This is a genomic window from Paenibacillus sp. CECT 9249 (assembly GCF_918697855.1).
In the GTDB taxonomy this organism is placed as follows: Bacteria; Bacillota; Bacilli; order Paenibacillales; family Paenibacillaceae; genus MSJ-34.
In genome coordinates, this window is record NZ_CAKKLI010000001.1 from 249,866 (window position 1) to 271,745 (window position 21,880).

The 21,880-nt window shown below is 51.7% G+C and carries 22 protein-coding genes; 8 read left to right on the forward strand and 14 right to left on the reverse strand.

All coding sequences use genetic code 11. The features are described 5' to 3' along the window. Positions 1-77: 77 nt before the first annotated feature. The 5 genes from sufU to LQ229_RS01210 all read right to left on the reverse strand — a co-directional run bounded on the left by sufU (position 78) and on the right by LQ229_RS01210 (position 4,543). Positions 78-509, reverse strand: a complete 432-nt coding sequence (gene sufU, locus LQ229_RS01190; RefSeq protein ID WP_216537295.1) for a Fe-S cluster assembly sulfur transfer protein SufU — start codon at positions 507-509, stop codon at positions 78-80. Beyond that, a complete protein-coding gene (locus tag LQ229_RS01195; protein WP_230190733.1) occupies positions 496-1,722 on the reverse strand; it encodes a cysteine desulfurase in 1,227 nt (408 codons plus the stop codon). Before LQ229_RS01195 ends, sufU begins: the two co-directional genes overlap by 14 nt. Next, positions 1,719-3,023, reverse strand: a complete 1,305-nt coding sequence (sufD, locus tag LQ229_RS01200; protein ID WP_216537293.1) for a Fe-S cluster assembly protein SufD — start codon at positions 3,021-3,023, stop codon at positions 1,719-1,721. Before sufD ends, LQ229_RS01195 begins: the two co-directional genes overlap by 4 nt. 23 nt (positions 3,024-3,046) lie before the next feature. Beyond that, positions 3,047-3,829 carry a Fe-S cluster assembly ATPase SufC gene (sufC, locus tag LQ229_RS01205; protein ID WP_216537292.1) on the reverse strand — a complete coding sequence of 261 codons (783 nt, stop codon included), beginning with the start codon at positions 3,827-3,829 and terminating at the stop codon, positions 3,047-3,049. Between the two features lie 114 nt (positions 3,830-3,943). Further along, the gene (locus LQ229_RS01210) at positions 3,944-4,543 is read right to left on the reverse strand and encodes a DUF1802 family protein (RefSeq protein WP_216537291.1); all 600 of its coding nucleotides are present in this window, start codon (positions 4,541-4,543) and stop codon (positions 3,944-3,946) included. 236 nt (positions 4,544-4,779) lie between these two features. Between LQ229_RS01210 and mtnA the strand changes: the two genes are divergently transcribed. Continuing rightward, complete coding sequence (gene mtnA / locus LQ229_RS01215; RefSeq protein WP_216537290.1) at positions 4,780-5,838, forward strand: S-methyl-5-thioribose-1-phosphate isomerase; 1,059 nt, start codon at positions 4,780-4,782, stop codon at positions 5,836-5,838. A gap of 91 nt (positions 5,839-5,929) precedes the next feature. Here mtnA and LQ229_RS01220 read toward each other — a convergent pair whose 3' ends face one another. Further along, positions 5,930-6,232 carry a DUF1805 domain-containing protein gene (locus tag LQ229_RS01220; protein ID WP_216537289.1) on the reverse strand — a complete coding sequence of 101 codons (303 nt, stop codon included), beginning with the start codon at positions 6,230-6,232 and terminating at the stop codon, positions 5,930-5,932. Positions 6,233-6,501: 269 nt separating this feature from the next. On the opposite strand from LQ229_RS01220, the gene LQ229_RS01225 reads away from it, so the two are divergent. After that, positions 6,502-6,795, forward strand: coding sequence for a hypothetical protein (locus LQ229_RS01225; RefSeq protein WP_216537288.1), 294 nt, complete (start codon positions 6,502-6,504; stop codon positions 6,793-6,795). A 48-nt stretch (positions 6,796-6,843) separates the two neighbouring features. On the opposite strand, the gene LQ229_RS01230 is transcribed toward LQ229_RS01225, so the two are convergent. Next, complete coding sequence (locus LQ229_RS01230; RefSeq protein ID WP_230190734.1) at positions 6,844-8,502, reverse strand: EAL domain-containing protein; 1,659 nt, start codon at positions 8,500-8,502, stop codon at positions 6,844-6,846. 13 nt (positions 8,503-8,515) lie between these two features. After that, complete coding sequence (locus LQ229_RS01235; protein WP_216537287.1) at positions 8,516-8,893, reverse strand: DUF423 domain-containing protein; 378 nt, start codon at positions 8,891-8,893, stop codon at positions 8,516-8,518. 186 nt (positions 8,894-9,079) lie between these two features. On the opposite strand from LQ229_RS01235, the gene LQ229_RS01240 reads away from it, so the two are divergent. The 6 genes from LQ229_RS01240 (at position 9,080) to LQ229_RS01265 (ending at position 13,979) form a co-directional block, all read left to right on the forward strand. After that, a complete protein-coding gene (locus tag LQ229_RS01240; protein WP_216537286.1) occupies positions 9,080-9,475 on the forward strand; it encodes a hypothetical protein in 396 nt (131 codons plus the stop codon). Positions 9,476-9,718: 243 nt separating this feature from the next. Continuing rightward, complete coding sequence (locus LQ229_RS01245) at positions 9,719-10,441, forward strand: Crp/Fnr family transcriptional regulator (RefSeq protein WP_230190735.1); 723 nt, start codon at positions 9,719-9,721, stop codon at positions 10,439-10,441. A gap of 132 nt (positions 10,442-10,573) precedes the next feature. Continuing rightward, the gene (yhbH, locus tag LQ229_RS01250; protein WP_216537284.1) at positions 10,574-11,722 is read left to right on the forward strand and encodes a sporulation protein YhbH; all 1,149 of its coding nucleotides are present in this window, start codon (positions 10,574-10,576) and stop codon (positions 11,720-11,722) included. After that, positions 11,722-13,155, forward strand: a complete 1,434-nt coding sequence (locus LQ229_RS01255; RefSeq protein WP_216537283.1) for a SpoVR family protein — start codon at positions 11,722-11,724, stop codon at positions 13,153-13,155. Before yhbH ends, LQ229_RS01255 begins: the two co-directional genes overlap by 1 nt. Positions 13,156-13,269: 114 nt before the next feature. Continuing rightward, the gene (locus LQ229_RS01260) at positions 13,270-13,662 is read left to right on the forward strand and encodes a nucleotidyltransferase substrate binding protein (RefSeq protein ID WP_216537282.1); all 393 of its coding nucleotides are present in this window, start codon (positions 13,270-13,272) and stop codon (positions 13,660-13,662) included. After that, positions 13,659-13,979 (forward strand): nucleotidyltransferase domain-containing protein, encoded by a 321-nt coding sequence (locus tag LQ229_RS01265; protein WP_216537281.1) that lies wholly within the window; start codon positions 13,659-13,661, stop codon positions 13,977-13,979. The genes LQ229_RS01260 and LQ229_RS01265 overlap by 4 nt, the downstream gene beginning before the upstream one ends. 33 nt (positions 13,980-14,012) lie before the next feature. Here LQ229_RS01265 and LQ229_RS01270 read toward each other — a convergent pair whose 3' ends face one another. The 6 genes from LQ229_RS01270 to LQ229_RS01295 all read right to left on the reverse strand — a co-directional run bounded on the left by LQ229_RS01270 (position 14,013) and on the right by LQ229_RS01295 (position 21,875). Then, positions 14,013-14,360 (reverse strand): hypothetical protein, encoded by a 348-nt coding sequence (locus LQ229_RS01270; RefSeq protein ID WP_216537280.1) that lies wholly within the window; start codon positions 14,358-14,360, stop codon positions 14,013-14,015. 68 nt (positions 14,361-14,428) lie between these two features. Further along, on the reverse strand, positions 14,429-17,521 hold the full coding sequence (locus LQ229_RS01275) for an SMC family ATPase (RefSeq protein ID WP_230190736.1): 3,093 nt from the start codon (positions 17,519-17,521) through the stop codon (positions 14,429-14,431). Further along, positions 17,478-18,677, reverse strand: a complete 1,200-nt coding sequence (locus LQ229_RS01280) for an exonuclease SbcCD subunit D (protein ID WP_230190737.1) — start codon at positions 18,675-18,677, stop codon at positions 17,478-17,480. The genes LQ229_RS01275 and LQ229_RS01280 overlap by 44 nt, the downstream gene beginning before the upstream one ends. Before the next feature lie 478 nt (positions 18,678-19,155). Next, a complete protein-coding gene (locus LQ229_RS01285) occupies positions 19,156-20,385 on the reverse strand; it encodes an MFS transporter (RefSeq protein ID WP_216537277.1) in 1,230 nt (409 codons plus the stop codon). Continuing rightward, positions 20,354-20,857 (reverse strand): MarR family transcriptional regulator, encoded by a 504-nt coding sequence (locus LQ229_RS01290; RefSeq protein ID WP_230190738.1) that lies wholly within the window; start codon positions 20,855-20,857, stop codon positions 20,354-20,356. The genes LQ229_RS01285 and LQ229_RS01290 overlap by 32 nt, the downstream gene beginning before the upstream one ends. 274 nt (positions 20,858-21,131) lie before the next feature. Beyond that, on the reverse strand, positions 21,132-21,875 hold the full coding sequence (locus tag LQ229_RS01295) for an NAD-dependent protein deacylase (protein ID WP_216537275.1): 744 nt from the start codon (positions 21,873-21,875) through the stop codon (positions 21,132-21,134). Positions 21,876-21,880: the final 5 nt, after the last annotated feature.

A 21,880-nucleotide genomic window follows, 5' to 3' on the forward strand; every position in this document is an offset into this window, starting at 1 on the left:
AGTTTGGTAAAGGGGCGTCTCCGCCTCGAAAGCGTTCGTTCGCCATCGTTAGGCGAGGCTTCCCCGTAAGTCCACATTTAATGTTTATGCTGCTCTTGCTCTATTCCTTTGCGCAAAGCGTTCCAAGCCAGCGTGGCGCATTTGATGCGCGCCGGGAACTTATTGACTCCGGCCAACGCTTCGATATCTTCGTATTCTTCGAATTCGGCCGCTTCGCCTTTCATAAGCGAAGAGAAGCGCGCTGCCAAATCCATCGCTTCTTCCAACGTTTTTCCTTTGACCGCGTCCGTCATCATCGATGCGGAGGACATGCTGATAGAGCAGCCTTCGCCGGTAAATTTCGCCGCTTTCACGATGCCGTCTTCCACTTGCAGCTGCAGTGAAATCCGGTCCCCGCATGTCGGGTTGTTAAGGTCGACCGTTACGGCTTCCGCGTCGAATTTCCCTTGATTGCGCGGATTTTTATAATGATCCATGATAACGCGGCGGTATAAATCATCCAATTGCATCGCCGAAGAACTCCTTTGTTTGGATTAAGGCGCTCGCAAGACGGTCGACATCATCTTCCGTATTGTATAAATAGAAGCTCGCCCGCGCCGTGGCGCTCGCCTTCAGCCAGCGCATCAGCGGTTGGCAGCAATGATGTCCGGCGCGGATCGCGATCCCTTGCGAGTCGAGCACCGTCGCCACGTCATGCGGGTGAATATCGCTTAGATTGAACGTAATGAGTCCGGCGCGTTCCTCGCGCGGCCCGTAAATCGTTAATCCTTCGATTTGCGAAAGCCGGTCCAGCGCGTAGGCCGTAAGCCGCTTCTCATGACGATCGATTTCATCCATGCCGATCTCTTGCAGAAAATCGATTGCGGCGCCAAGTCCGACCGCGCCAGCGATGAGCGGCGTGCCGCCCTCGAATTTGTAAGGAAGTTCCTTCCAGGTCGACTCGTACAAATCGACATGATCGATCATCTCGCCGCCGAATTCGATCGGCTCCATCCGATCGAGCAAATCTTTTTTGCCGTACAAGACGCCGATTCCGGTCGGACCGCATAATTTATGGGCAGAGAACGCGTAGAAATCGCAATTCAAATCCTGCACGTCGATTTTCATATGCGGGGTGCTTTGCGCCCCGTCGACAACCATGACCGCGCCGCGGCGGTGGGCAATTTCCCCAATTTGCTTGATCGGGTTCACGACGCCGAGCACATTGGACACATACGTCATGGCGACGATTTTCGTGCGGTCGGTAATGGTCCGCTCCGCATCGCTCAGGTCGATCGTGCCGTCTTCTTGCAGCGGGATATATTTCAACGTCGCTCCCGTCGCCTTCGCCACCTGCTGCCACGGAATCAGATTGCTATGATGCTCCATCGGCGTAATGACGATTTCGTCGCCTTCGCGGCAAACCGCCCTTCCGTACGACGAAGCGACGAGGTTCAAGGACGTCGTCGTTCCGCGCGTGAAAATAATTTGTTCCGAACGCTCCGCGTTCAAAAACTTCGCCACTTTGGCGCGGGCGCCTTCATACGCATCGGTTGCGCGGGACCCGAGCGTATGTACGCCGCGATGCACGTTGGCGTTATCGTGTTCATAGTACTGTTTCACGGCCTCAATGACCGAGACCGGCTTTTGCGAAGACGCGGCGCTGTCGAGATACACTAACGGATGCCCGTTAATTTCCTGATTCAAAATCGGAAAAAGCTCTCGAATTTGCGCGGCGTTCATTGTCCTAACTTCCTTTCAACGAGGCTTTGCAGCTGATTTTGCGTGCCCTCGTGCGTAATTTCCGCAATGACGGGAGCCAAGAAACCGTATATAATGAGCCGTTCGGCCTCTGCTTTAGAAATGCCCCGAGACATCAAATAATACACTTGCTCCGGATTGACCTGTCCGACCGATGCGGCATGTCCCGCCGTAACGTCGTCCTCGTCGATCAACAAAATCGGGTTCGCGTCTCCGCGCGATTTCGGGCTGAGCATCAACACTTTTTCGGTCTGCTCCCCGTTCGCTTTCGTTGCGCCTTTTTCGATTTTGGTAATCCCGTTAATAATCGCCGTCGCTTCGTCGCGCATGACGGCGCGGGTAATCATTTGGCTGTCCGAGCTTTTGCCGAAATGGACGGCTTTCGTCGTAATGCTCAAATTTTGCGAATGGTTGCCGATCGCGATGATTTTCGCATCGGATTCGGAACCGTTTCCTTGCAATACGGACATCGTCTCCGACATCGCATTGCCGTTATGCATCTCTCCTACGACCCATTCGATCCGGCCGTCGTTCTCAACGACGGCGCGGCGGTATGTCAAATCCGTCGCCGACTCGCCCAAATGATGGACGGAAGCGTAATGCACTTTCGCGCCCGGTTTGACGAATACTTCCACGATGCCGTTATGAACGAAAGGCTCGGCCATGTCCGCCGAAAAATACCGGTCGATATACGTTACCCGGCTGTTCGAGTCGGCAACGATCAACACATGCGGCGCAAACGTCGCTCCGGCGTCGTCAGCCAGGAAGCAAGCTTGCAGCGGCACTTCGACTTCCACGTTTTTCGGCACGTAGACGAACACGCCTCCGTTCCACAAAGCCGCATGAAGCGCGGTCAAACGGTTTTCGTCCTTCTTGACGGCCGTCATGAGATGGCGTTTCACCAAATCCTCATGTTCCTTGGCAGCCGTCTCCAAATCGGTCAGAATGACGCCTTTGGCCGCCAATTCGGCAGACAATTGCTTCAAGACGGCGCTCGAGTTGCGCTGCACGACCACATTGCTTGCGTCGTCCAATTTGGCCAGATCTTGCACGGTCTGCGGCAATTCCGCCACGGATTTCACCGCATCCGCTTGTTTATAGGAACCGTAGGCGTCCAAATTCCAACGGTTGATTCTCATTTTCTCCAATGTTGGCCATTCCAACCGGCCGGCGAGTTCCAAAGCGTTCAATCGCTCGGCGGACAGCCAAGCGGGTTCGTTCTTGCTTTGCGACAAGGCGGCAACAGTTTCGCGGTCAACCGGAAGAATCGTTTGTGTACTCATGTTTCCTCATCCCTCCTCCGGTGTTAGGCTTCTTGGCCCACGGTTTCGTCAACGATGCCGAGTTCTTCTTTCACCCAGTCGTAGCCTTCGTTCTCGAGACGTTCCGCCAGTTCCGGACCGCCGGATTTGACGATGCGTCCTTGCATCATGACATGCACGAAGTCCGGTTTAATGTAGTTTAACAAACGCTGGTAGTGCGTAATAATCAAAAAGCCGCGGTCTTCTTGACGCATTGCGTTGACGCCGCTCGCCACGATTTTCAAAGCGTCGATATCCAAACCGGAGTCGATTTCGTCCAAAATTACGATTTTCGGCTCAAGCATCATCATTTGCAAAATTTCGTTCCGTTTTTTCTCCCCGCCGGAGAAGCCTTCATTTAAGTAACGGTGCGCGAATTCCGGATTCATTTCGAGCTCTTTCATTTTGCCTTCCATTTGGCGAATGAACTTGATCAATGAAATTTCGTTGCCTTCGCCGCGGCGGGCATTGATTGCGCTGCGCAAAAAGTCGGAGTTGGTCACGCCGGCAATTTCGCTCGGATATTGCATGGCGAGGAACAAACCTGCGCGCGCGCGTTCGTCTACTTCCATTTCCAGCACATCTTCTCCGTCCAATGTAACGGAACCTTCGGTCACTTCATATTTTGGATGCCCCATAAGCGCGGAAGCGAGTGTACTTTTCCCCGTTCCGTTCGGTCCCATGATGGCATGGATTTCTCCGCCATTCATTTCCAGGTTGATGCCTTTCAAAATTTCTTTTCCTTCGATGGTAGACTTTAGCCCATCAATAACAAATTTCGTTGCCATGATTTTGCTGCTCCCTCCGAGATCGTATATTTTGAAAATCAGAAAAGGTATTACGTTGTAATTATTCTAAAATGATTCTCATTGATTCTCAATATACTCATCTTATAATATTTTTTATAATAAATCAATTGAACGGCAAGCTTTTTCGATTTGTTCAAGCTGGATTTCAAATTCGCGATCGCCTATAACCGGGCTCATCCCGGAGGCCGAATTTCCCGCGTCGAGACCGACCCACGACTTGCAGCCGAGATGCTCCGGAACGATCGGAATTTCCAGCGGATCCTGCAAGCGGTAGACGCGAAGCACGATAACATGCAAAGGATGCTTTCTCTTCCATTTCAGCCGCTCTTCCGCGAAACGGTCGGTCCATATGTGTAAATGACGCAACCGGTCTAGCGTTTCTTGATCTCGTATTTCGATATCGCGGACGGCTTCCGCGTAAGCGGCGATCGTAACGGACGAATCATTCGGAGACCAATCGGCAAGCGTTTCGTTCAAGACGTGCTGATATGTGTCTTTCAATAAATGTTTACGTTGATGCTCGTATGTCGGGTATAAGTAAAAAGAATGGCTCTTCAGTTCGAAATGTTTCGTCTCTTCTACGATCCCGCCTTTGCGCATGACGATCGTTTGCCGGCCATCCAGCAACGCTTGAACGGCGACGGCCCATTCTTTCAAAGCGACGGCCTGTCCGGTTTGCGACAGATGTGCCATATCGTCCGTTTCCACCTCCCGTCTTATTAGAGTCGCCCCTATTATACCGAAATTACGCGGCGGTTCAACCGTAAATGGAAAATTTAATATTTTACCCTGCCCGAATATTCGCTATACTAGAAGAACGATCGCCCTTTCGGACGCGATACCGGAATGTTCGTTCGACAAAGACGGGCGTAGAATCCATTATTAGAATGGCCATTTTCCAATAAATCATAAATGCAAGGAGTCATAGGATGAAAACTACAACGCTTCAATCCGTCAAATGGGCGGGTACACATCTCGATTTGCTCGATCAGCGGCTTCTTCCGGGCGATATTGTCATATTGGCGTTAACGACGGCGGAGGAAGTATGGGAAGCGATCCGTCATCTGAAAGTGCGGGGCGCGCCGGCGATCGGCATTGCCGCAGCCTACGGCGTCGTCCTCGGCGCCCGCAGCTACGTTGGCGAGAACCGGGCGGACTGGCTGCGCGAAGTCGAGCGCCGGGCGGATTATTTGGCGACATCCCGTCCGACTGCGGTCAACTTGTTCTGGGCGCTCGACCGTATGAAACGGCATGCGGCCGAACTGGCAAACGGCGGGGACAAGTCCGTTTCCGAATTGAACGAAGAGTTGCTTGCCGAAGCGAATCGGATTCAAGCGGAGGACGAGGAGGTGTGCCGCCGGATCGGCGAACATGCGCTTACGTTATTCGAGAGCGGTATGGGCGTGCTGACGCATTGCAATGCCGGGGGACTCGCCACGGCCAAATACGGAACGGCGCTCGCACCGCTTTACTTGGCCCAGGAGCGCGGCATCCGTTTGAAAGTGTTCGCGGACGAGACCCGTCCGGTGCTGCAAGGCGCGCGGCTAACGGCGTTCGAGCTGCAGCAGGCCGGCGTGGACGTAACGCTGATTTGCGATAATATGGCCGGGCACGTCATGTCCAAGGGCTGGGTGCAGGCCGTCATCGTCGGCACAGACCGCGTTGCCGCAAGCGGCGACGTCGCCAACAAAATCGGCACGTACAGCTTGGCCGTACTGGCGAAAGCGCATGGCATCCCTTTCTACGTTGCCTGCCCGCTATCGACGATCGATTTGCAAACGAACACCGGAGCGGAAATTCCGATCGAAGAGCGTCCGGAGAGCGAAATTACGGAAGGTTTCGGCATGCGCACCGCGCCGCAGGGCGTGCGGGTGTACAATCCGGCGTTCGATATCACCCCCCACGATTATGTAACGGCCATCATCACCGAACGCGGCATTGTCCGTCCGTCGTACCGCGAGAATCTGGCGAAATTGTTCGAATCGTAATCGATCACGGCTTCATCGGGGCTGCCGCGCAGGCAGCCCCGTACTTTCTTCCATTCGCCCGGCAGTCGTTAACGTCGCGGAACTGCGCGGACTACAACATTTTCAGTACGGCCTCTTTCCCTTTCATTCCGGCGAATATGCCTAATTCTTCGGCGCCGTAAGTAACCGATTCCAACGGGGCTTCCAGTAAATCGCCGATGGTGCGGACCCCTACCGCCCTGCCGGCGACAATGCGGCGATCCCCCAGTTTATCGTTGAGCAGTTTCACGTCCAGCGCTCCGCACATAATGTAGCCTTTGTCCGTCGTAACGGCAAGCAGCGTCGTTTTCGGAAGTTTCACTTCGATGCCGACAACGGTCATCCCTTCGATTTGCAGCGGCTCGACTCGGATCATCTGCATGCACCTCCTTCAACCTGTCTGACTATACTATATGCGCGACTTTTTAACAGGTGCGGACATACGGGCGGGAGGCATGGCGGAACTTCCGTCCCGGCCGGGCGCTTGCCAATAAAGACCTGGTCGTTCCTTAGACGGATATTTCCTACATTCCTACTATATATCCCGACCAATTCATGGTACAATATATTGGAAATGTAATAGATATTTTATTCACTCTAACCAATTCGTCTCATTAGTCTGCTTGAAGTTGGGGGCCATTAGTAATGAAAGCATTGTCATCTACGTCAACGAACAGATCACCGGACTACTTATTCAACGTTGACCTCAGTTCGGCCATCTTATCTTCCGATATGTCCATTGAAGATGTCATTTTTGCATGCATTCAGCAAAATCGTTTAATTCGTTTTAATATAAATAAAGGATTAGGCGTAAAACTAAGCGTTCCCGGACGTTTGCTCGATTACGATCCCGAAACGCAAATCATCTGCGTGTATCACGACGACGAGAAACAGGTTTATACGTTCCAATTAAATGAAATTGACGATCTTGTCGTATAGAAAGGGAGAGCCGATTGGTCGGTTCTCCCTTTCTCGTCGTCCCGTCGGTCACATCGCGAGCAGCATCTCTTCGAGCTGCTGCACCGGAACCGGAGGGCTGTAATAATATCCTTGGATTTCGTCGCAACGGTGCTCCTTCAAAAAATCGAGCTGCTCTTCCGTTTCGACGCCTTCGGCAATGACCTGCAAATTCAAATTATGGGCCATGGCGATAATGGCCGCTACGATCGCCGCGTCGTTCGGATCCTGCATAATATCACGAACGAATGAGCGGTCGATCTTCAAGCGGTTGATCGAAAAATTTTTCAAATAACTTAACGAACTGTATCCCGTCCCAAAATCGTCGATGCTGATCCGAATGCCCAATTTGCTAAGCTCCATTAAACAATGGGATGCGCGATCGACGTCCATCGTCATGCTCTCCGTAATTTCCAAATCGAGATAGCGGGCGTCCAGTCCCGTCTTCTTCAGTACATGCTCCACCTTCTCGTACAGATTCTGGAGCAGAAATTGCCGCACGGACAAATTGACCGACACCGGAATTGGCGGCAATCCGGCATCTTGCCACGCTTTGTTCTGCCGGCAAGCTTCTTCCAATACCCATTCGCCCAAAGGCACAATTAAACCGTTTTCTTCCGCGAGCGGAATGAACACGCTCGGCGAGACCATTCCTTTGACAGGATGATTCCAGCGCAACAACGCTTCCGCACCGACGATTCGCCCGGTTTCCATCTCGATCTGCGGCTGGTAATGCAGCACGAATTCCCGGTTGCTCATCGCCTTGCGCAAATCATGCTGCAGCGTCAACCGTTCCAACGATTTCATATTCATATCGGGGGAATAACCCCGGTAATTGTTACGTCCTTGCTCCTTAACGAGCGTCAGCGCGATATTCGCCTTCTTGATCAGCGAGCCGGGATCGTCGTTGCGATCTTCGTTCATTGCGATGCCGATGCTGGCCGTCAGCAAAAAAGGATGATCCTGCAGTACGAACGGCTCCTCAAGCAGTTGGGTAATCAATTCTCCCTTTTGCAACGCTTCCGATTCCGATTCGACATCGACGAAGAACAACGCGAATTCGTCGCCGTCCATCCTCGCAACCATATCGCGCTCGGTCACGCATCTCGTCAGCCTTTCGGCAACCTGCATCAGCAGCATGTCGCCGAATTCCTGCCCGAAGGAATCGTTAATCAATTTAAATCGGTCCAAATCCAAATAGAGGACGGCAATATAGCGATCCCGATACAATTCCAGCGCATTGTCCAAATGATCCATAAATTGTTTCCGGTTCGGCAGTCCTGTCATATCGTCATAATTCGACAAGTAACGAATGCGATCGTTGATCCTCCTGCGCTCGCTGATGTCTTGGCAAATGAACAGCACGTGGCTTACGTTTTCGTCGATGGCGACCGGCGCCGCAGTAATTTGCAGATCGACGCGGTAACCGCTTTTATGTACAAGATAAGATTCGAATCTTTTTTTGTTTCCTTGCAGCACATACTGAATATCGGCGACGGGGCATTCCGACAACATATGCAGCGGGCGCCCGACCAACTCGTGGTCCTCATAACCCGACATTTCCCAAGTGTACGGATTGGTGCGGAGAATGGTTCCCGACGTATCCAGTACGATGACGGAAATGGGGCTGTAATCCAGCATCGTTTGCAGCAATCGTTCCTGTTGCAACAGCAATCGCTCGTTCATCATGCTCCCCCTCCGATTATGATTTACGAACCGCAGCGAGCGCAAGCATGAGCCAACCCGCCAAAAAAGCCACTCCTCCGATCGGGGTAATCGCCCCGAGCATTTTCAGACCGCTGACGCTTAATATGTACAAGCTTCCCGAGAACAAAATGATTCCAATCCATAACAATCTTGCGGACCATAAGACTTTCCGCGAAGAAGACGGAAGCGAACCCGCAAGCAACGCGACGAGCAAAATGCCGAACGCATGCACCATATGATATTGCACAGCCGTCTCATAAGTCGCGATCTGCGACGCGGTCAACGTCGACTTTAATATATGCGCCCCGAATGCGCCCAGTCCTACCGCCGCCAACATATTCAAACTTCCGATGATTACATAATTACGCAGCAATCCGAGACACCTCTCTTCATTGTTGTACCGCATAGTTACTAATCTTATCATAAACAAATCTATACGATTTTACCATCATGAATTGTCATACCGGAAATAATGATTGCAAAAAACGTGAAACACATAGAAAATATATGGAAGAGACCATGAATCAAATGTTTGGTTTAGAAAGGAGTATTTTGTATTATGGAAGCAACTTTCACCCCGTATCCGCAGCACCCGAACGAACGAATGAAACATTCCGGGCCGGGCATCGCCTCCTTTATTATCGGATTAGTCGGTTTAGTTTCGTTAATCGGGCTATTGATCGGAGCGGCCGTCGTCACCGTCAACTTAGTATCCGATTTTTCCGCCGGCGAACTGCCGTCGCAGGAAGTGCTGGAGCAAAGCGGCGGCATTATCGTTATCGGACTGCTCGCCATTCTCATCATTTTCATGATTTTGATCGGATTGATTTTAGGCATCGTCGGACTTGTCCTTAAAAACCGCAAAAAGGCATTCGCCATAACGGGTACGGTCATAAACGGCCTGCTGCTGATCGGCACCGTTTCTTTGATCGTCCTCGGCCAATACGCAGCCTAGAATCCGCATGCTTCCCTCTTCGCTTCGGAGAGGTTTTTTTCGATCATGCGCACAACCTCATTATTATTTATCGGCTATTCAACATCAATGAAAAAGATCATGGAACGATCGCATTGCGTGTCGCGAACGAGGAAGAACCTCCGGTCTCAGGGCCGGAGGTTCTTTTGTGATTTTCTTTATATTCAGTGCATTGCATATATCCTTATACTGTTGATGATCAGGATTATCAAAGGGGGAGAGCGGATGCGCAATATGATGCCTTTACTTCCGCGATCGAGGAATACGGATTGCTTCTCCGATACCAGCATTCGGAAGCTGCAAGAAGCGATGCTGCCGTATCGGGCCGGGGCGGACGGCTTCCTGTTTACGGAAGGAGAACCGGCGACGAAGGCGTTTTATATCGAGACAGGCCGGGTGAATTTGACCAAAGCGAGTGACGACGGGAAGGAACTCGTCTTTTTTACGTTTCGGGAAGGCGATTTGGTAGGACAAATCGAACCGTTTCGCGATACGAGACAAAGCTTTAACGCCAAACCGTCGGACAACAGTCTGTTAGGCATCGTCGATAAAAAAGATATTGAGGCGTTATTGCTGCGGCATGGCGATTTCGCGGTAGAGTTTATGAAATGGATGGGACGCATGCATGCGCTCACGCAAAACCATTTCGTCGATCTCCTGCACCACGGCAATCCGGGTGCGCTCTGTTCCGCGCTGCTCCGCTTGTCCAACCTGTACGGAACGGAACATGAAAACGGCATTCGCATTTCGGAAAAAATGGCCGTCGCGGACCTGGCCGCCTATATCGGGGCGACGGGAACGAGTGCGAGCAAGATGCTGGAACATTTGCGCCAAGAACAGATCATCAGTTATGAAAGCGGTTATATCGTCCTCAAGGACTTGGACTATTTGCGAAAGGGCTGCCATTGCGAGCATTGTCCGGAACCGGTTTGCCGCATATCGCGCTAGCCCCGTTCGCCGGTCCGCAAAGGTTGACGGATGCAATTTACGCCGATTCCCCTCACATATCATTCTCCCGTTTGAATATATTGAATAACAACGGATTTCTACTTTTATACTTCAACGAGGGGGTGTTCTCCTATGGATCCGTCCGTCTTTATCGTGTCCCGCGAGGATTGGTCGCTGCACCGCAAAGGGTTTCAAGATCAGAGCAGACACCAGCAAAAGGTGCGCGAAGCGATCAAACAAAATTTGCCCGATCTTGTAACGGAAGAGAACATTATTATGTCCGACGGCAAGCAAATTATTAAAGTGCCGATTCGCAGCTTGGATGAGTACCGTTTTATTTATAATTACAATAAAAGCAAGCATGTCGGCCAAGGGGACGGGGACAGCCAGGTAGGAGACGTGCTTGGCACCGATCCGGCGCAATCGCCGGGCAAAGGCGATACGGCGGGCAATCAGCCGGGGAGCGATATTATCGAAGCCGAGGTCAGCATTGCCGAACTGGAGGAACTGTTGTTCGAAGAACTGGAACTTCCCCATTTGGAGGATAAAGATAAGGAACAGCTCGAGACGACCGATATTCGGTTTAACGATGTCCGCAAAAAAGGGATTATGTCCAATATCGACAAAAAACGCACCATCCTCGAAAATTTGCGCCGCAACGCGATTACCGGCAATCCGGGAATTCACGGCATATCTCCGGAAGATTTGCGTTTCAAGACATGGGAAGATATCGTCACCTCCCATTCAAGCGCCGTCATCATCGCGATGATGGACACTTCCGGATCGATGGGCAGTTTCGAAAAATATTGCGCCCGCAGCTTCTTTTTCTGGATGACCCGCTTCCTCCGCCATCAATACGAAAAAGTGGAAATCGTCTTCGTCGCCCATCATACGGAAGCCAAAGAGGTGACGGAAGAGGAGTTTTTTACGCGAGGCGAGAGCGGAGGAACCATTTGTTCCTCCGCCTATATCAAAGCGCTTGAAATCATCGACCGGCGTTACCCGCCTTCGCAATATAATATTTATCCGTTTCATTTTTCCGACGGCGACAATTTAACGTCCGACAACGAACGCTGCGTCAAGCTGATCCAGGAATTGCTGAGGCGATGCAATATGTTCGGATACGGGGAAGTTAACCAGTACAACCGCAGCAGCACGCTCATGTCGGCCTATCGGCATATCGACAATCAAAAATTCGCATATTACGTCATCAAAGAAAAGGGCGAAGTATATCGGGCCCTCAAGACGTTTTTCAAAAAAACGCCGGGGGTGACGCGCTAATGTCCGATGAAATCGCCCGCTTGGAATACGCGATTCGCGAAATTATGGAGGTGGCCGACGGCTTCGGCCTTGATTATTATCCGATGCGGTACGAAATTTGTCCGGCGGATATCATTTATACGTTTGGCGCATACGGGATGCCGACCCGCTTCAGCCATTGGAGTTTTGGGAAAACTTTCCATAAATTGAAGATGCAATACGATTTTGGCTTGAGCAAAATTTACGAATTGGTCATTAACAACAATCCATGTTACGCCTTCCTGCTCGACGGCAATTCGCTCATCCAGAACAAGCTGATCGTCGCGCATGTGCTTGCGCATTGCGATTTTTTCAAGAACAACGTCCGCTTCTCCGCCTCGAACCGCAATATGGTGGAAAGCATGGCCGCAACCGCCGAGCGCATCAGCCGTTATGAAATCGAGCATGGGACGGAAGCGGTCGAGAAATTTATCGACGCCGTGCTCGCCATCCAGGAACATATCGACCCGGGGCTGATCAAGCCGCAGCGTCTCGACAAAAAACGGTATACGGATTTGCTGCTGAAGCAGCAAAAAGAACGCGCGCAGCAAGGGAAGGAGCAAGGCGAGTACGACGATTTATGGAATTTGGACGATCTCGGCCACTTCCCTTCCGCCGGGTCGAAAGAACGTCATTTCCCTCCGGAACCGGAAAAGGATCTCGTTTGGTTCATCCAAGAGTTCTCCACCGTTCTCGAAGACTGGCAGCGCGACATTATGTCGATGCTCCGCGAAGAAATGCTCTATTTCTGGCCGCAATTGGAAACCAAAATTATGAACGAGGGCTGGGCTTCATATTGGCATCAGCGCATCATTCGCGAGCTCGACTTGACGTCGGAGGAAACGGTCGAATTCGCGAAGTTGAACGCTTCCGTCGTCCAGCCGTCCACCCGCAGTCTGAACCCGTATTATCTCGGGCTGAAAATATTCGAAGACATCGAGCGGCGCTGGGAGCATCCGACCGAAGAGGAGCGGGAAAAGCTCGGGCGCAAGCCGGGCCAGGGGAGAGCCAAAATATTCGAGGTGCGCGAGTTCGACTCGGATCTGTCGTTCATCCGCAACTACCTGACCAAAAAATTGACCGAAGAACTCGATTTGTACGTGTTCGAAAAGAAAGGGTCGGAGTGGAAAATTACGGATAAAACATGGGAAAACATTCGCGACCAGCTCGTCTATTCGCGCGTCAACGGCGGTTTCCCTTACATCGTCGTGCAAAACGGCGATCATTTGCGCAACGGGGAATTATACTTGCTGCATCGTTTCGAAGGAATCGAGCTCGATTTGAAATATGTGGAGCGCACGCTGCCATATGTTTATCATTTATGGGGGAAAACCGTCCATTTGGAAACGGTTGTGGAAGATAAGCAAGTGCTGTTCACATACGACGGCAAAAAGCATAATCGCAAATTTCTATGACAAGAACGCGGGGGAACCTCTTCCCCTGCGTTCTTGAGCAAATTGACTGTTGCCCGACCCAAATCTATAATTAGAGATAATCAAAGCATGCCGAAAAGGAGGCTCCCTAAAACGATGGAAGAATATCGTTGGAAGCAGCGGTTCGACAACTACCGGAAAGCCTTTTTGCAACTGACTGAATTTATAGATAAAGGCCGGCTGAATAAATTTGAAGCTCAAGGACTAATTCAATGCTTCGAGTATACGTTTGAATTAGGTTGGAAGACGCTGAAAGATTATTTAGAGCAAGAAGGTTTTGATGTAAACAGTCCTCGATCGGCGATCCAAACCGCATTCCAAGCGCAATTGATAACAGACGGACATATTTGGATCGACATGCTGGAAAAAAGAAATATGATGGCGCATACATATAATGAAAAATATGCGGAACAAGCGGAACGCCTCATTCGCGAGCATTACTTCCACGTATTGCAAGATCTTAGCGTCATTCTTGGTGCGAAACGATGAAATTCGGGCTGAGCAACGAAGACTTGAATGAAATCGTACAAATCATTTCCGCGTTCGATGCGATCGAGAAAGCCGTCTTGTTCGGATCTCGCGCCAAAGGAAAATTCAAACCCGGATCCGATATCGATATTGCTATCTATGGCGATAAAATAAACTTCCATGTCGTTTCCAAATTGCATGCACAGCTCGAAGACAACAGCAAAATGCCTTACTTGTTCGATATCGTTGACGGCACGCATCTAACGAATCTTGAACTTCGAAATCATATCGAACAAGTTGGACAAATCATTTTCTCCAAATCGGCGCCAAAACTATAACATCGCCCCGCAGCGGATCGGCGGGGCGATGTGTCATTTCTTATCGACTTGCAGAAGCGTTATGTTCTTGATGGTGTAAGTGTCCTTAATCGTATCCTCGGTAATGACGTTCAGTTTGATCAAGCTTGCAATCTTCGACGGATCGGGCCGCGAAAGCATGCGCCAAACGTCCGGATCCGGCAGCGCCGCATAAAGCTTGTTGTCGTCGTACTCCTTCCGTTCCTGGAATACGGTTCTCACCCTATAGCTCCCGATTTCGCATTCGGATACGCCCAGTTCCGCGCAATAATCCGTAATTTGTTCGCGCAGTTCCGACAGTTCCCGCTCGATTTCCCTTTGTCTTTGCTTTAACTGGTAATACCGCTTCACCTGTTCGTTCATTCGCGTTCACGCTCCTCTACTTCTACATATGTATGCGAAGCGAGGCGCGTTAAGACAAGAAACGCGAATCAGCTTACGTTGAAACGGGTATAGCTGTATCCTTCCTTCGTTTTCTTCACTTCCAGCACGGCCGGGATCGCCTGTTTCAATTCCTGGACATGCGAGATGACGCCGATCGTCCGTCCGGACTGCTGCAAATCGATCAATGTATCGATCGCCTTGCTCAACGATTCCTCGTCCAAGGCGCCGAAGCCTTCGTCGATAAACATCGTTTCCAGCGAAATTCCGCCTTCGTAGGATTGAATGACGTCCGCCATGCCGAGCGCCAGACAGAGCGACGCATTGAATTTCTCTCCGCCGGACAACGTCTTGACGTCCCGCAATTGTCCCGTGTAATTATCGTAAACGTCAAGGCCGAGACCGCTTTGCCTGCCCCGTTTTTCCAGACGGTCGCTGCGGACCAAATAATATTGTCCGCTCGAAATCCGCTGCAGCCGCTCGTTTGCGATATGAATAATTTGTTCCAAAAACTCGATTTGCAAGTACCGCTCAAAGGAGATTTTTTTGCCGTTCTCTCCGCGGACGACATCATATAAATCTTTTATGACTTGATGCTGGTATTCCGCTTCTTTCCAATTGCGCTCGGCTTCGATAATGTTCGCCTTGGCCTCCGTTCCTTTCTTGTAGTCGTTCTGAGCTTGCATATGTAAGTTGCGGACGGATTCGATTTGTTGTTCCAACGCTTGCAAACGTCCTTGAAGCTCGGCAAGTTTTTGTCTTGCCTTACCCGAGAGCGTCCCGGTCAACTCCTCGATTTGCCGGCGCAAGGAGGACAGTGTGAGATGGTATTCCTCGATCTGTCTTTTCAGTTCCGTTTGGGCCGATTCGCTCATCTTGGCCGCATGATAGGCGGCTTCGTCCTCAAAGCCGGCTTGCCGCATCGCTTGGACGAAGCTGCGGCCAGCCTTCTCTTTGTCCGCCTGCGCTTCGATCCGTTGATTTTGCGCGTGGCTAACGCCTGCCGCCGCTTTCACATACCGCTCGTTTCCTTCCTTGTACTGCTGCTGCGCTAATTTCCAATCGGCCTCCAACTGCCGCTTGCGTTCTTCCGTCGTTCGCATCCGCTCCGCGAGCCTTTCATAATCGCGCACTTCTTCGGGGATCGCCGCCAGCGCTTGCTGATAAAGTGCTTTCTCCGCGGCATACGTTTCTTTCGTATCCTGGAGACTTCGATTCAGATCGTCTTTAAGCTTGCTCAATTGCTCAACTTTGGCGTCGAGCTCCTCAAGCGACTGTTTCAGAGCGGACAGTTTGACGCTATCGTCTTTTAATCCGTTCACTTCCGCGGCTAACGATTTGCCTTCTTGCACAAGCGCTTGGAACCGTTCCTGGATTCCTTCGATAAGGAAACCGTGCTCTCTCATCCGCTGCTCTTTCTCTCTCATTTGCTTGACGGTCGCCGCGAGCATCGCTTTCGATTGGAGATACTGCTGTTCCATGCCGCTCTTCTCGCTTCTTATCCGGTCCAGTTCCTCGCGAGAAGGAATATTGCCGGTTTCCTCCGCCTTCCTCGGATGCTCGGCGCTTCCGCAAACCGGACAGGGATCGCCGTCATGCAAATGACGGGCGAGAATGCCCGCTTGTCCTTCCACCCAGCGGATTTCGAGTTCTGAATAAGCCCGCTCCGCCTGCTCGAAAGCCGCTTGATGCCGCGCTTCTTCCCTCCGCTCTTGTTCCGCGGTTTGCACCAGTTTCAAGTATTCTTGCACGACAGCCGCTTGCTCCCGCAGCGCCGCGAGTTTCTCCGTTCGCTCCGATAACCGGCCGACCCGTTCCTCCAACGTTTTCAGTTGCGCCGATATCGATTCCCGCTCGGTTCGTTTCGCGGCAAGCTCCGCCTCGGCGGCTTGCAATTGCTTCCCCTTATGCGCCGTTTCGGCTTCCAATTCGGCAATGGCGTTCCGCTTCCGCTCCAAATTTTCCACGATCGGCGCCAATCCTTGCAATCGTTCCAACTCGCGCACCGCCTGCTCGCGCAGCTCGCCTTTCGCCTCTTCCCGCTCGTACCGAACGCGGGCGTCTTGCAAAGCGGCCTCCGCTTGCGAGCATTCGGCCGCCGCCTCTTCATACAGCTTCGTTCTGCGAACGAGCAGGGCGGACATTTCCGCATCGTGGCGCTCATACATTTCTAAATGGACGGCTTTCTCGGCCGAGTGCAATTGCTTCGTCTTGTGTTCGAAATGTTGGGCTTGGTCTTCAAGCTGTTGTTTATCCGCAATTTTCCGGTCCAATAGATCGAATTGTTCGTTCACGCTTTGCGCTTGATGATACAACGCCGTCTGTCGTTGGAACTCGGCCGAAAGCTCCCGCAGCTTATGGCTCAGCTCTTCGATTCGCGCCGCATAATGCTCCGTCTCCCGATCCAGCGCTTCCAGAACTTGATGCGTATTATAATGCTCCTGAGCAAATACGCGCTGCAGGTCGGAGCCTTCGCGGCCGGACAGAGCGCCTTGCACCTGGTTCATATGGTATTCCCGGATGCCCGCCAATTCCTCGCAAACGCGCTGCATCTGTCTGCGCTTCTCGTTCAACCGGTCGGCAACGATTTTATATAATCCTGTTTTGAAGATGCGGCGCAAAATTTCCTCTTTATTCTCCGTTTCGGAAGTCAGCAATTTTCGAAATTCCCCTTGCGGCAGCATGACGATCTGGCTGAACTGATCTTTCGTCAGCCCGATCATTTCGGACAGCTTCTCGTTCACTTGCGTAACGATAAAGCGGTCCGTCAGCGGCGTTTCCCGGCCGTCTACGATCCCGTACAGCTCGTAGCGGTCGCCGGTCGCGCTTTTGTTGCCTTCCTTCACATGGGCGAGCTGCCGGAAGACGCGGTATACCTGGCCTTTCAGCTCGAACTGGAAATCGACCGACGTATACGTATCGTCATCCGCGAAATGACTGCGCAGCATTTTACTGTCATTGCGGTCCTCCCCGCTCGCTTCCCCGTACAAGGCAAAGCAAATAGCGTCGAAGATCGACGTTTTGCCGGCGCCCGTATTGCCCGATACGACGAATAACCGATGGCCTTCCAGTTCGGTGAAATCGATCTCCTCTCTGTCTTTATACGGCCCGAACGCCGTCATGATAAGCTTCAGCGGCCTCATCGCGCTCACCTTCTTCCTGACGCAGTTCCTGCAGCGTTTCGACGAACAGCTGCTCCGTTTCCGGCGGAAGCTCCGTTCCTCTGACTTCATAATAAAATGCTTGAAACAGCGAAAGATCGTCCATCTTGGCCCGCCCATTTGCGGCGGCTGCCGCCTCTCCGCCAAGTCCGGCGACGGGCGTCTTCCGTTCCACATGCATCGCATTCGGGTATACAGAACGAATCCGCTCCATCGGCGACAACACCGGAGCCTCGTCCAGCAAGCGCACGAACACATAGTCTTCGTTGATCCGATGCCGCTCGATCTCCTCGATTCGTCCCTCGACGGTCCGCATGTCGCGTCTTGGAATCAGCTCCCGCTTCTCGATATGCGAGTTCCCCTCGCGATCCAGCTCCACGATCAAATATCCTTTGCGGTGATGTTCCTCCGAGATGGAGTATTTCAGCGGCGAACCTGCGTAACGGATCGTCCCGCTTCCCACATGATGCGCCTGATGCAGATGACCGAGCGCCGTATAGGCAAAGCCCCGGAAATGTTCCGCGCTCACATGCTCCGCCCCGCCGATGGACAGCGGACGTTCCGAATCGCTCGTATTGTCCCTGGCTTCCCCTTGCGGCGTGACGAAAGCGTGGCCGACCAGCACATGGCGGGCTTGCGGATCCATCTTCGCGCGAATCGCTTCCGTTATTTTTCCCATGGCGTCGTTATGGGTTCTAATCCTTTCATCGCCGAACAAATGGCGCACCTTCCCCGGCTCGGCATAAGGAACCAGGTGGAAATGAACTTCGCCGTCTCCGTCCCGCATTACGATCGGTTCCAGCGGATATGTAAGCTCTCCCGCGATATGTAATCCTGACGCTCGCATCAAATTGCTGCCAAAGTTCAGGCGGCTCGGACTGTCGTGATTGCCCGCAATCGCCAGAACCGTAACTTTCAATTGGAGCACGATCGTTTCCAGGATGCTGTCAAGCAATTGCACCGCCTCTGCGGGCGGAACCGCACGGTCGTATAAATCGCCGGCAATGATGACGGCATCCGGCCTCTCCGTTTCGATGTCGGCAATCAATTGCGCGAGCGTATATTGCTGATCCTCGGTCATATTGACGCCCTGCACCAATTTTCCCAAATGCCAGTCGGCAGTATGAAACAGTTTCATATTCGAAAACCGTCCTTCCCCATGCTTGTTTCTATCCGCTATCCGTCTCAAACATACAATGGTATGATTTCTATGAATATAGCTTTGTCTTCTTCATTATAGTATACCAAAAGTCCCCTGTCATGAGCGGAACGCAGAACCTTTGTTTGCATATTTTGGGATTAACAATGCTGTCTCGTGCGACCCGCCGGTCACCATTGGAATATATACAACAAAAAACGCCATTTTGCCGAGTTAAATGATGATCTATTGGAAAACATCCAATAGATTGATCCCAATTTTGTTTTTCGGCCGCGTTTTTGCGGAATCTATTGGATAGAATCCAATGAAATGCCGCCGCGGGGTTTGCGAATAGCCAAAGCATTGGAGGAATTCCAATGCCGGTCGATTCCATAACAAAAGAACCTAAGAGCGTTCCTCTTAGGTTCTTCGACATTTCCGCGAAACAGGGGTCGGAACGACGCGACGCCTCCTCCGCTTATCCTGCCGCTTTTTCGGTTGCGGCTACCTCCACTCGTTTCGCCAAGGCGAAAGACAAGCCGTAAATGACTAGAAACAAGGCCATAAACAAAGCCGATAAACGGAACATCATCGCGTAGCTGCCAAGCTTCAATGCGATCACGCCCAAAGCGAGCGAACCGATCGCAATGCCCAAATCGATCGAATTGTAGAACATGCCGTTCGCTACGCCGCGCCGTTCCGGGTTGACCCGCTGAATCGACCACGCTTGCAGCGAGGGCTGAATCATGCCGTACCCGATCCCGTAGCAGACGGCCGATACGACCAGCATGCCGAACGACGTTGCGAACGACAATATCGTCAGGCCCGCGATAACGAATAATCCGCCCGCCGGCAAAATCGCGATATGCCCTTTCGCATCGAAAATTTTGCCCGAGAACGGCCGAACCAGCAATACGGCCATCGCATTAAACAAGAAAAACCACCCGACGTTGGCAAGATGGTTTTCTTTGCCGAATAACGTAATAAAGCTGATCAATCCTCCGTAAGTAACGGACAACAATAAATTCAAGGAGAAGGGAAGCAGCACTCTTTTATCGAAAAAATCGAATTTTTTGCTTCCCGCTCCGCTTGCGCGGGCCGGCTGAAGGATGCGCGCGGCCTTTCCGGAGCCGAAACGAATCATCGGCACGAATAACAGCACGACGCCTACCAACAAAGTGGAAATGAAAATAAGCCGCCCGAAGCCGTAAGAATCCAGAAGCCAAAGACCGATAACCGGAGCGATGGACATCGACAAACTCGTCGACAAACCGAAATAGCCCATTCCTTCGCCCATCCGTTTCGCCGGCACGATGTCGGAGACGACCGTCCCCATCGTCGTGCTTACAATACCGAAGCCGACGCCGTAAATAATGCGGATCAATACGATCAGCGCAATCGTCCCTAACCAATAATAACCGGCCGACGCCAATATATAAACAAGTAGGCCTGCAACGAAAAACTTCTTCCGGCTAACGTTCGCGAGCGCCTTTCCGGCAAACAGCCGGGCCACGATCGCCGAGAGCGCAAAAGAACTGACGACCAGGCTGATCGTAAAGCTGCTTGCCGCGAAACGGTCCGCGATATAAGCCGGCAGGGCGGGCGTAATCATTTGCAAGTTCAAGTATATGAATAAACTCGATAATGTAAACAATATAAAATCTTTGGTCCATAGTCTAGCGTTGTTGTTCTCTGTCTGTTCCTTCAAGCATGACACCTCTAGTCTGTATAATCGTAAGCATTTGTCTGAATAAAACCATTTGTTCTTCCGGGATTCCCTCCGTCAATTGTTCCAACGTTTCCTTTTCGATCGGAAGCAATTGGGCGGCAATCCGGCGGCCTTCCTCCGTCATATAGATCGAATAGGCGCGTCTGTCGTCCGTTTTCGGTTGCCTGCGAATCATTCCTTTGCGCTCCAAGCAATCCAAAATGCGCGTCGTGGTCGGCTGATCTTTGCCGCTGCGTTCCGCCAGCTCCTTCTGCGTAATCCCGTCGTCTTCGTGCAAGCGAAACAATACCGCAAATTGTTCCAGCGTAATGTCAAACGGCTTAAACCGCATCGTCAGCACATGGCTGATTTTCCGGTAAGCTTGTCCGATTAGAAATCCGATCGATTCCTGCCCCGCGCCGTTCCTTTCGCCGTCATCCCGCATCCTTCTGTCCTCCGTCTTTCGTCTCATTCACAAGCATCGATTTCCGCATTGCCAGAATACTTGTTATACTAATTATATCTAAAACAATTAAATTTGAAAAGTATTTTCTGAAAACGAATATTTCAAAACCGTTTCCAATCGATTTCATTGTATGAAAAAAGGCCTCGCCGGCCATTGTTTGAATTCATATCGGGGAATAACTTTCATGAATTGAAAAGAAGGATAAAACGAGCAAAACCCCGGATCGACCCGTTATGCTAAACGTGCGGTCGCCCCGAGGCGGGAGAACTCGATAAGAAATTTATGGCTCGACAAATGCGCTCATTACTTTGCCGATGCTTTCCTGCAATACATAGTTGGCATGTCCGTCATATGCCGTCGGGGATTTGTTGATCAGGATCAATTTATTTCCCCGGTAATAGCGAACCAATCCCGCCGCCGGATATACCGTCAGCGAAGTGCCTGCCACGATAAACACATCCGCTTCTTCGATATGCCGGATGGCGCGGTTCAGCGTCTCTCGATCCAGTTCCTCTTGATACAACACGACATCCGGTTTCACTACGCCTCCGCAGCGGCTGCAGCGCGGTACGGCGCCCGCGTCGCCACCCCCGGCCGCAAGCACGTCGTCGAGCGAAGCAAACGCTCCGCAATCCATGCAATGATTCCGATGCACGGAGCCGTGTAGTTCCAAGACGTTAACGCTTCCCGCCAGTTGATGCAAACCGTCGATATTTTGCGTGATGACCGCCTTCAGCCGCCCTTCCCGTTCCAATGCGGCCAAAGCGGCATGCGCCGCATTCGGTTTCGCGTCTTGATAGATCATGCGGGTTCGGTAAAATTCGTAAAATTCCTCCGTATGACGCATGAAAAAATCGCGGCTTAACATCGTTTCCGGGGGATAGCGATGCCGGCTCTTCGTCTGATATAGTCCGTTCGCCGAGCGAAAATCGGGAATATCGCTTTCCGTCGACGTGCCCGCGCCTCCGAAAAAGACGATATTGCCGCTTTCTTGCACGAGCTGTTTCAAATGCTGCAAATCCACTTCGA

Coding starts and splice junctions, on each gene's coding strand:
- sufU (WP_216537295.1), bottom strand. CDS start 509: ATGCAATTGGATGATTTATACCGCCGCGTTATCATGGATCATTATAAA.
- LQ229_RS01195 (WP_230190733.1), bottom strand. CDS start 1,722: ATGAACGCCGCGCAAATTCGAGAGCTTTTTCCGATTTTGAATCAGGAA.
- sufD (WP_216537293.1), bottom strand. CDS start 3,023: ATGAGTACACAAACGATTCTTCCGGTTGACCGCGAAACTGTTGCCGCC.
- sufC (WP_216537292.1), bottom strand. CDS start 3,829: ATGGCAACGAAATTTGTTATTGATGGGCTAAAGTCTACCATCGAAGGA.
- LQ229_RS01210 (WP_216537291.1), bottom strand. CDS start 4,543: ATGGCACATCTGTCGCAAACCGGACAGGCCGTCGCTTTGAAAGAATGG.
- mtnA (WP_216537290.1), top strand. CDS start 4,780: ATGAAAACTACAACGCTTCAATCCGTCAAATGGGCGGGTACACATCTC.
- LQ229_RS01220 (WP_216537289.1), bottom strand. CDS start 6,232: ATGATCCGAGTCGAGCCGCTGCAAATCGAAGGGATGACCGTTGTCGGC.
- LQ229_RS01225 (WP_216537288.1), top strand. CDS start 6,502: ATGAAAGCATTGTCATCTACGTCAACGAACAGATCACCGGACTACTTA.
- LQ229_RS01230 (WP_230190734.1), bottom strand. CDS start 8,502: ATGATGAACGAGCGATTGCTGTTGCAACAGGAACGATTGCTGCAAACG.
- LQ229_RS01240 (WP_216537286.1), top strand. CDS start 9,080: ATGGAAGCAACTTTCACCCCGTATCCGCAGCACCCGAACGAACGAATG.
- LQ229_RS01245 (WP_230190735.1), top strand. CDS start 9,719: ATGCGCAATATGATGCCTTTACTTCCGCGATCGAGGAATACGGATTGC.
- yhbH (WP_216537284.1), top strand. CDS start 10,574: ATGGATCCGTCCGTCTTTATCGTGTCCCGCGAGGATTGGTCGCTGCAC.
- LQ229_RS01255 (WP_216537283.1), top strand. CDS start 11,722: ATGTCCGATGAAATCGCCCGCTTGGAATACGCGATTCGCGAAATTATG.
- LQ229_RS01260 (WP_216537282.1), top strand. CDS start 13,270: ATGGAAGAATATCGTTGGAAGCAGCGGTTCGACAACTACCGGAAAGCC.
- LQ229_RS01265 (WP_216537281.1), top strand. CDS start 13,659: ATGAAATTCGGGCTGAGCAACGAAGACTTGAATGAAATCGTACAAATC.
- LQ229_RS01270 (WP_216537280.1), bottom strand. CDS start 14,360: ATGAACGAACAGGTGAAGCGGTATTACCAGTTAAAGCAAAGACAAAGG.
- LQ229_RS01275 (WP_230190736.1), bottom strand. CDS start 17,521: ATGAGGCCGCTGAAGCTTATCATGACGGCGTTCGGGCCGTATAAAGAC.
- LQ229_RS01280 (WP_230190737.1), bottom strand. CDS start 18,677: ATGAAACTGTTTCATACTGCCGACTGGCATTTGGGAAAATTGGTGCAG.
- LQ229_RS01290 (WP_230190738.1), bottom strand. CDS start 20,857: ATGAGACGAAAGACGGAGGACAGAAGGATGCGGGATGACGGCGAAAGG.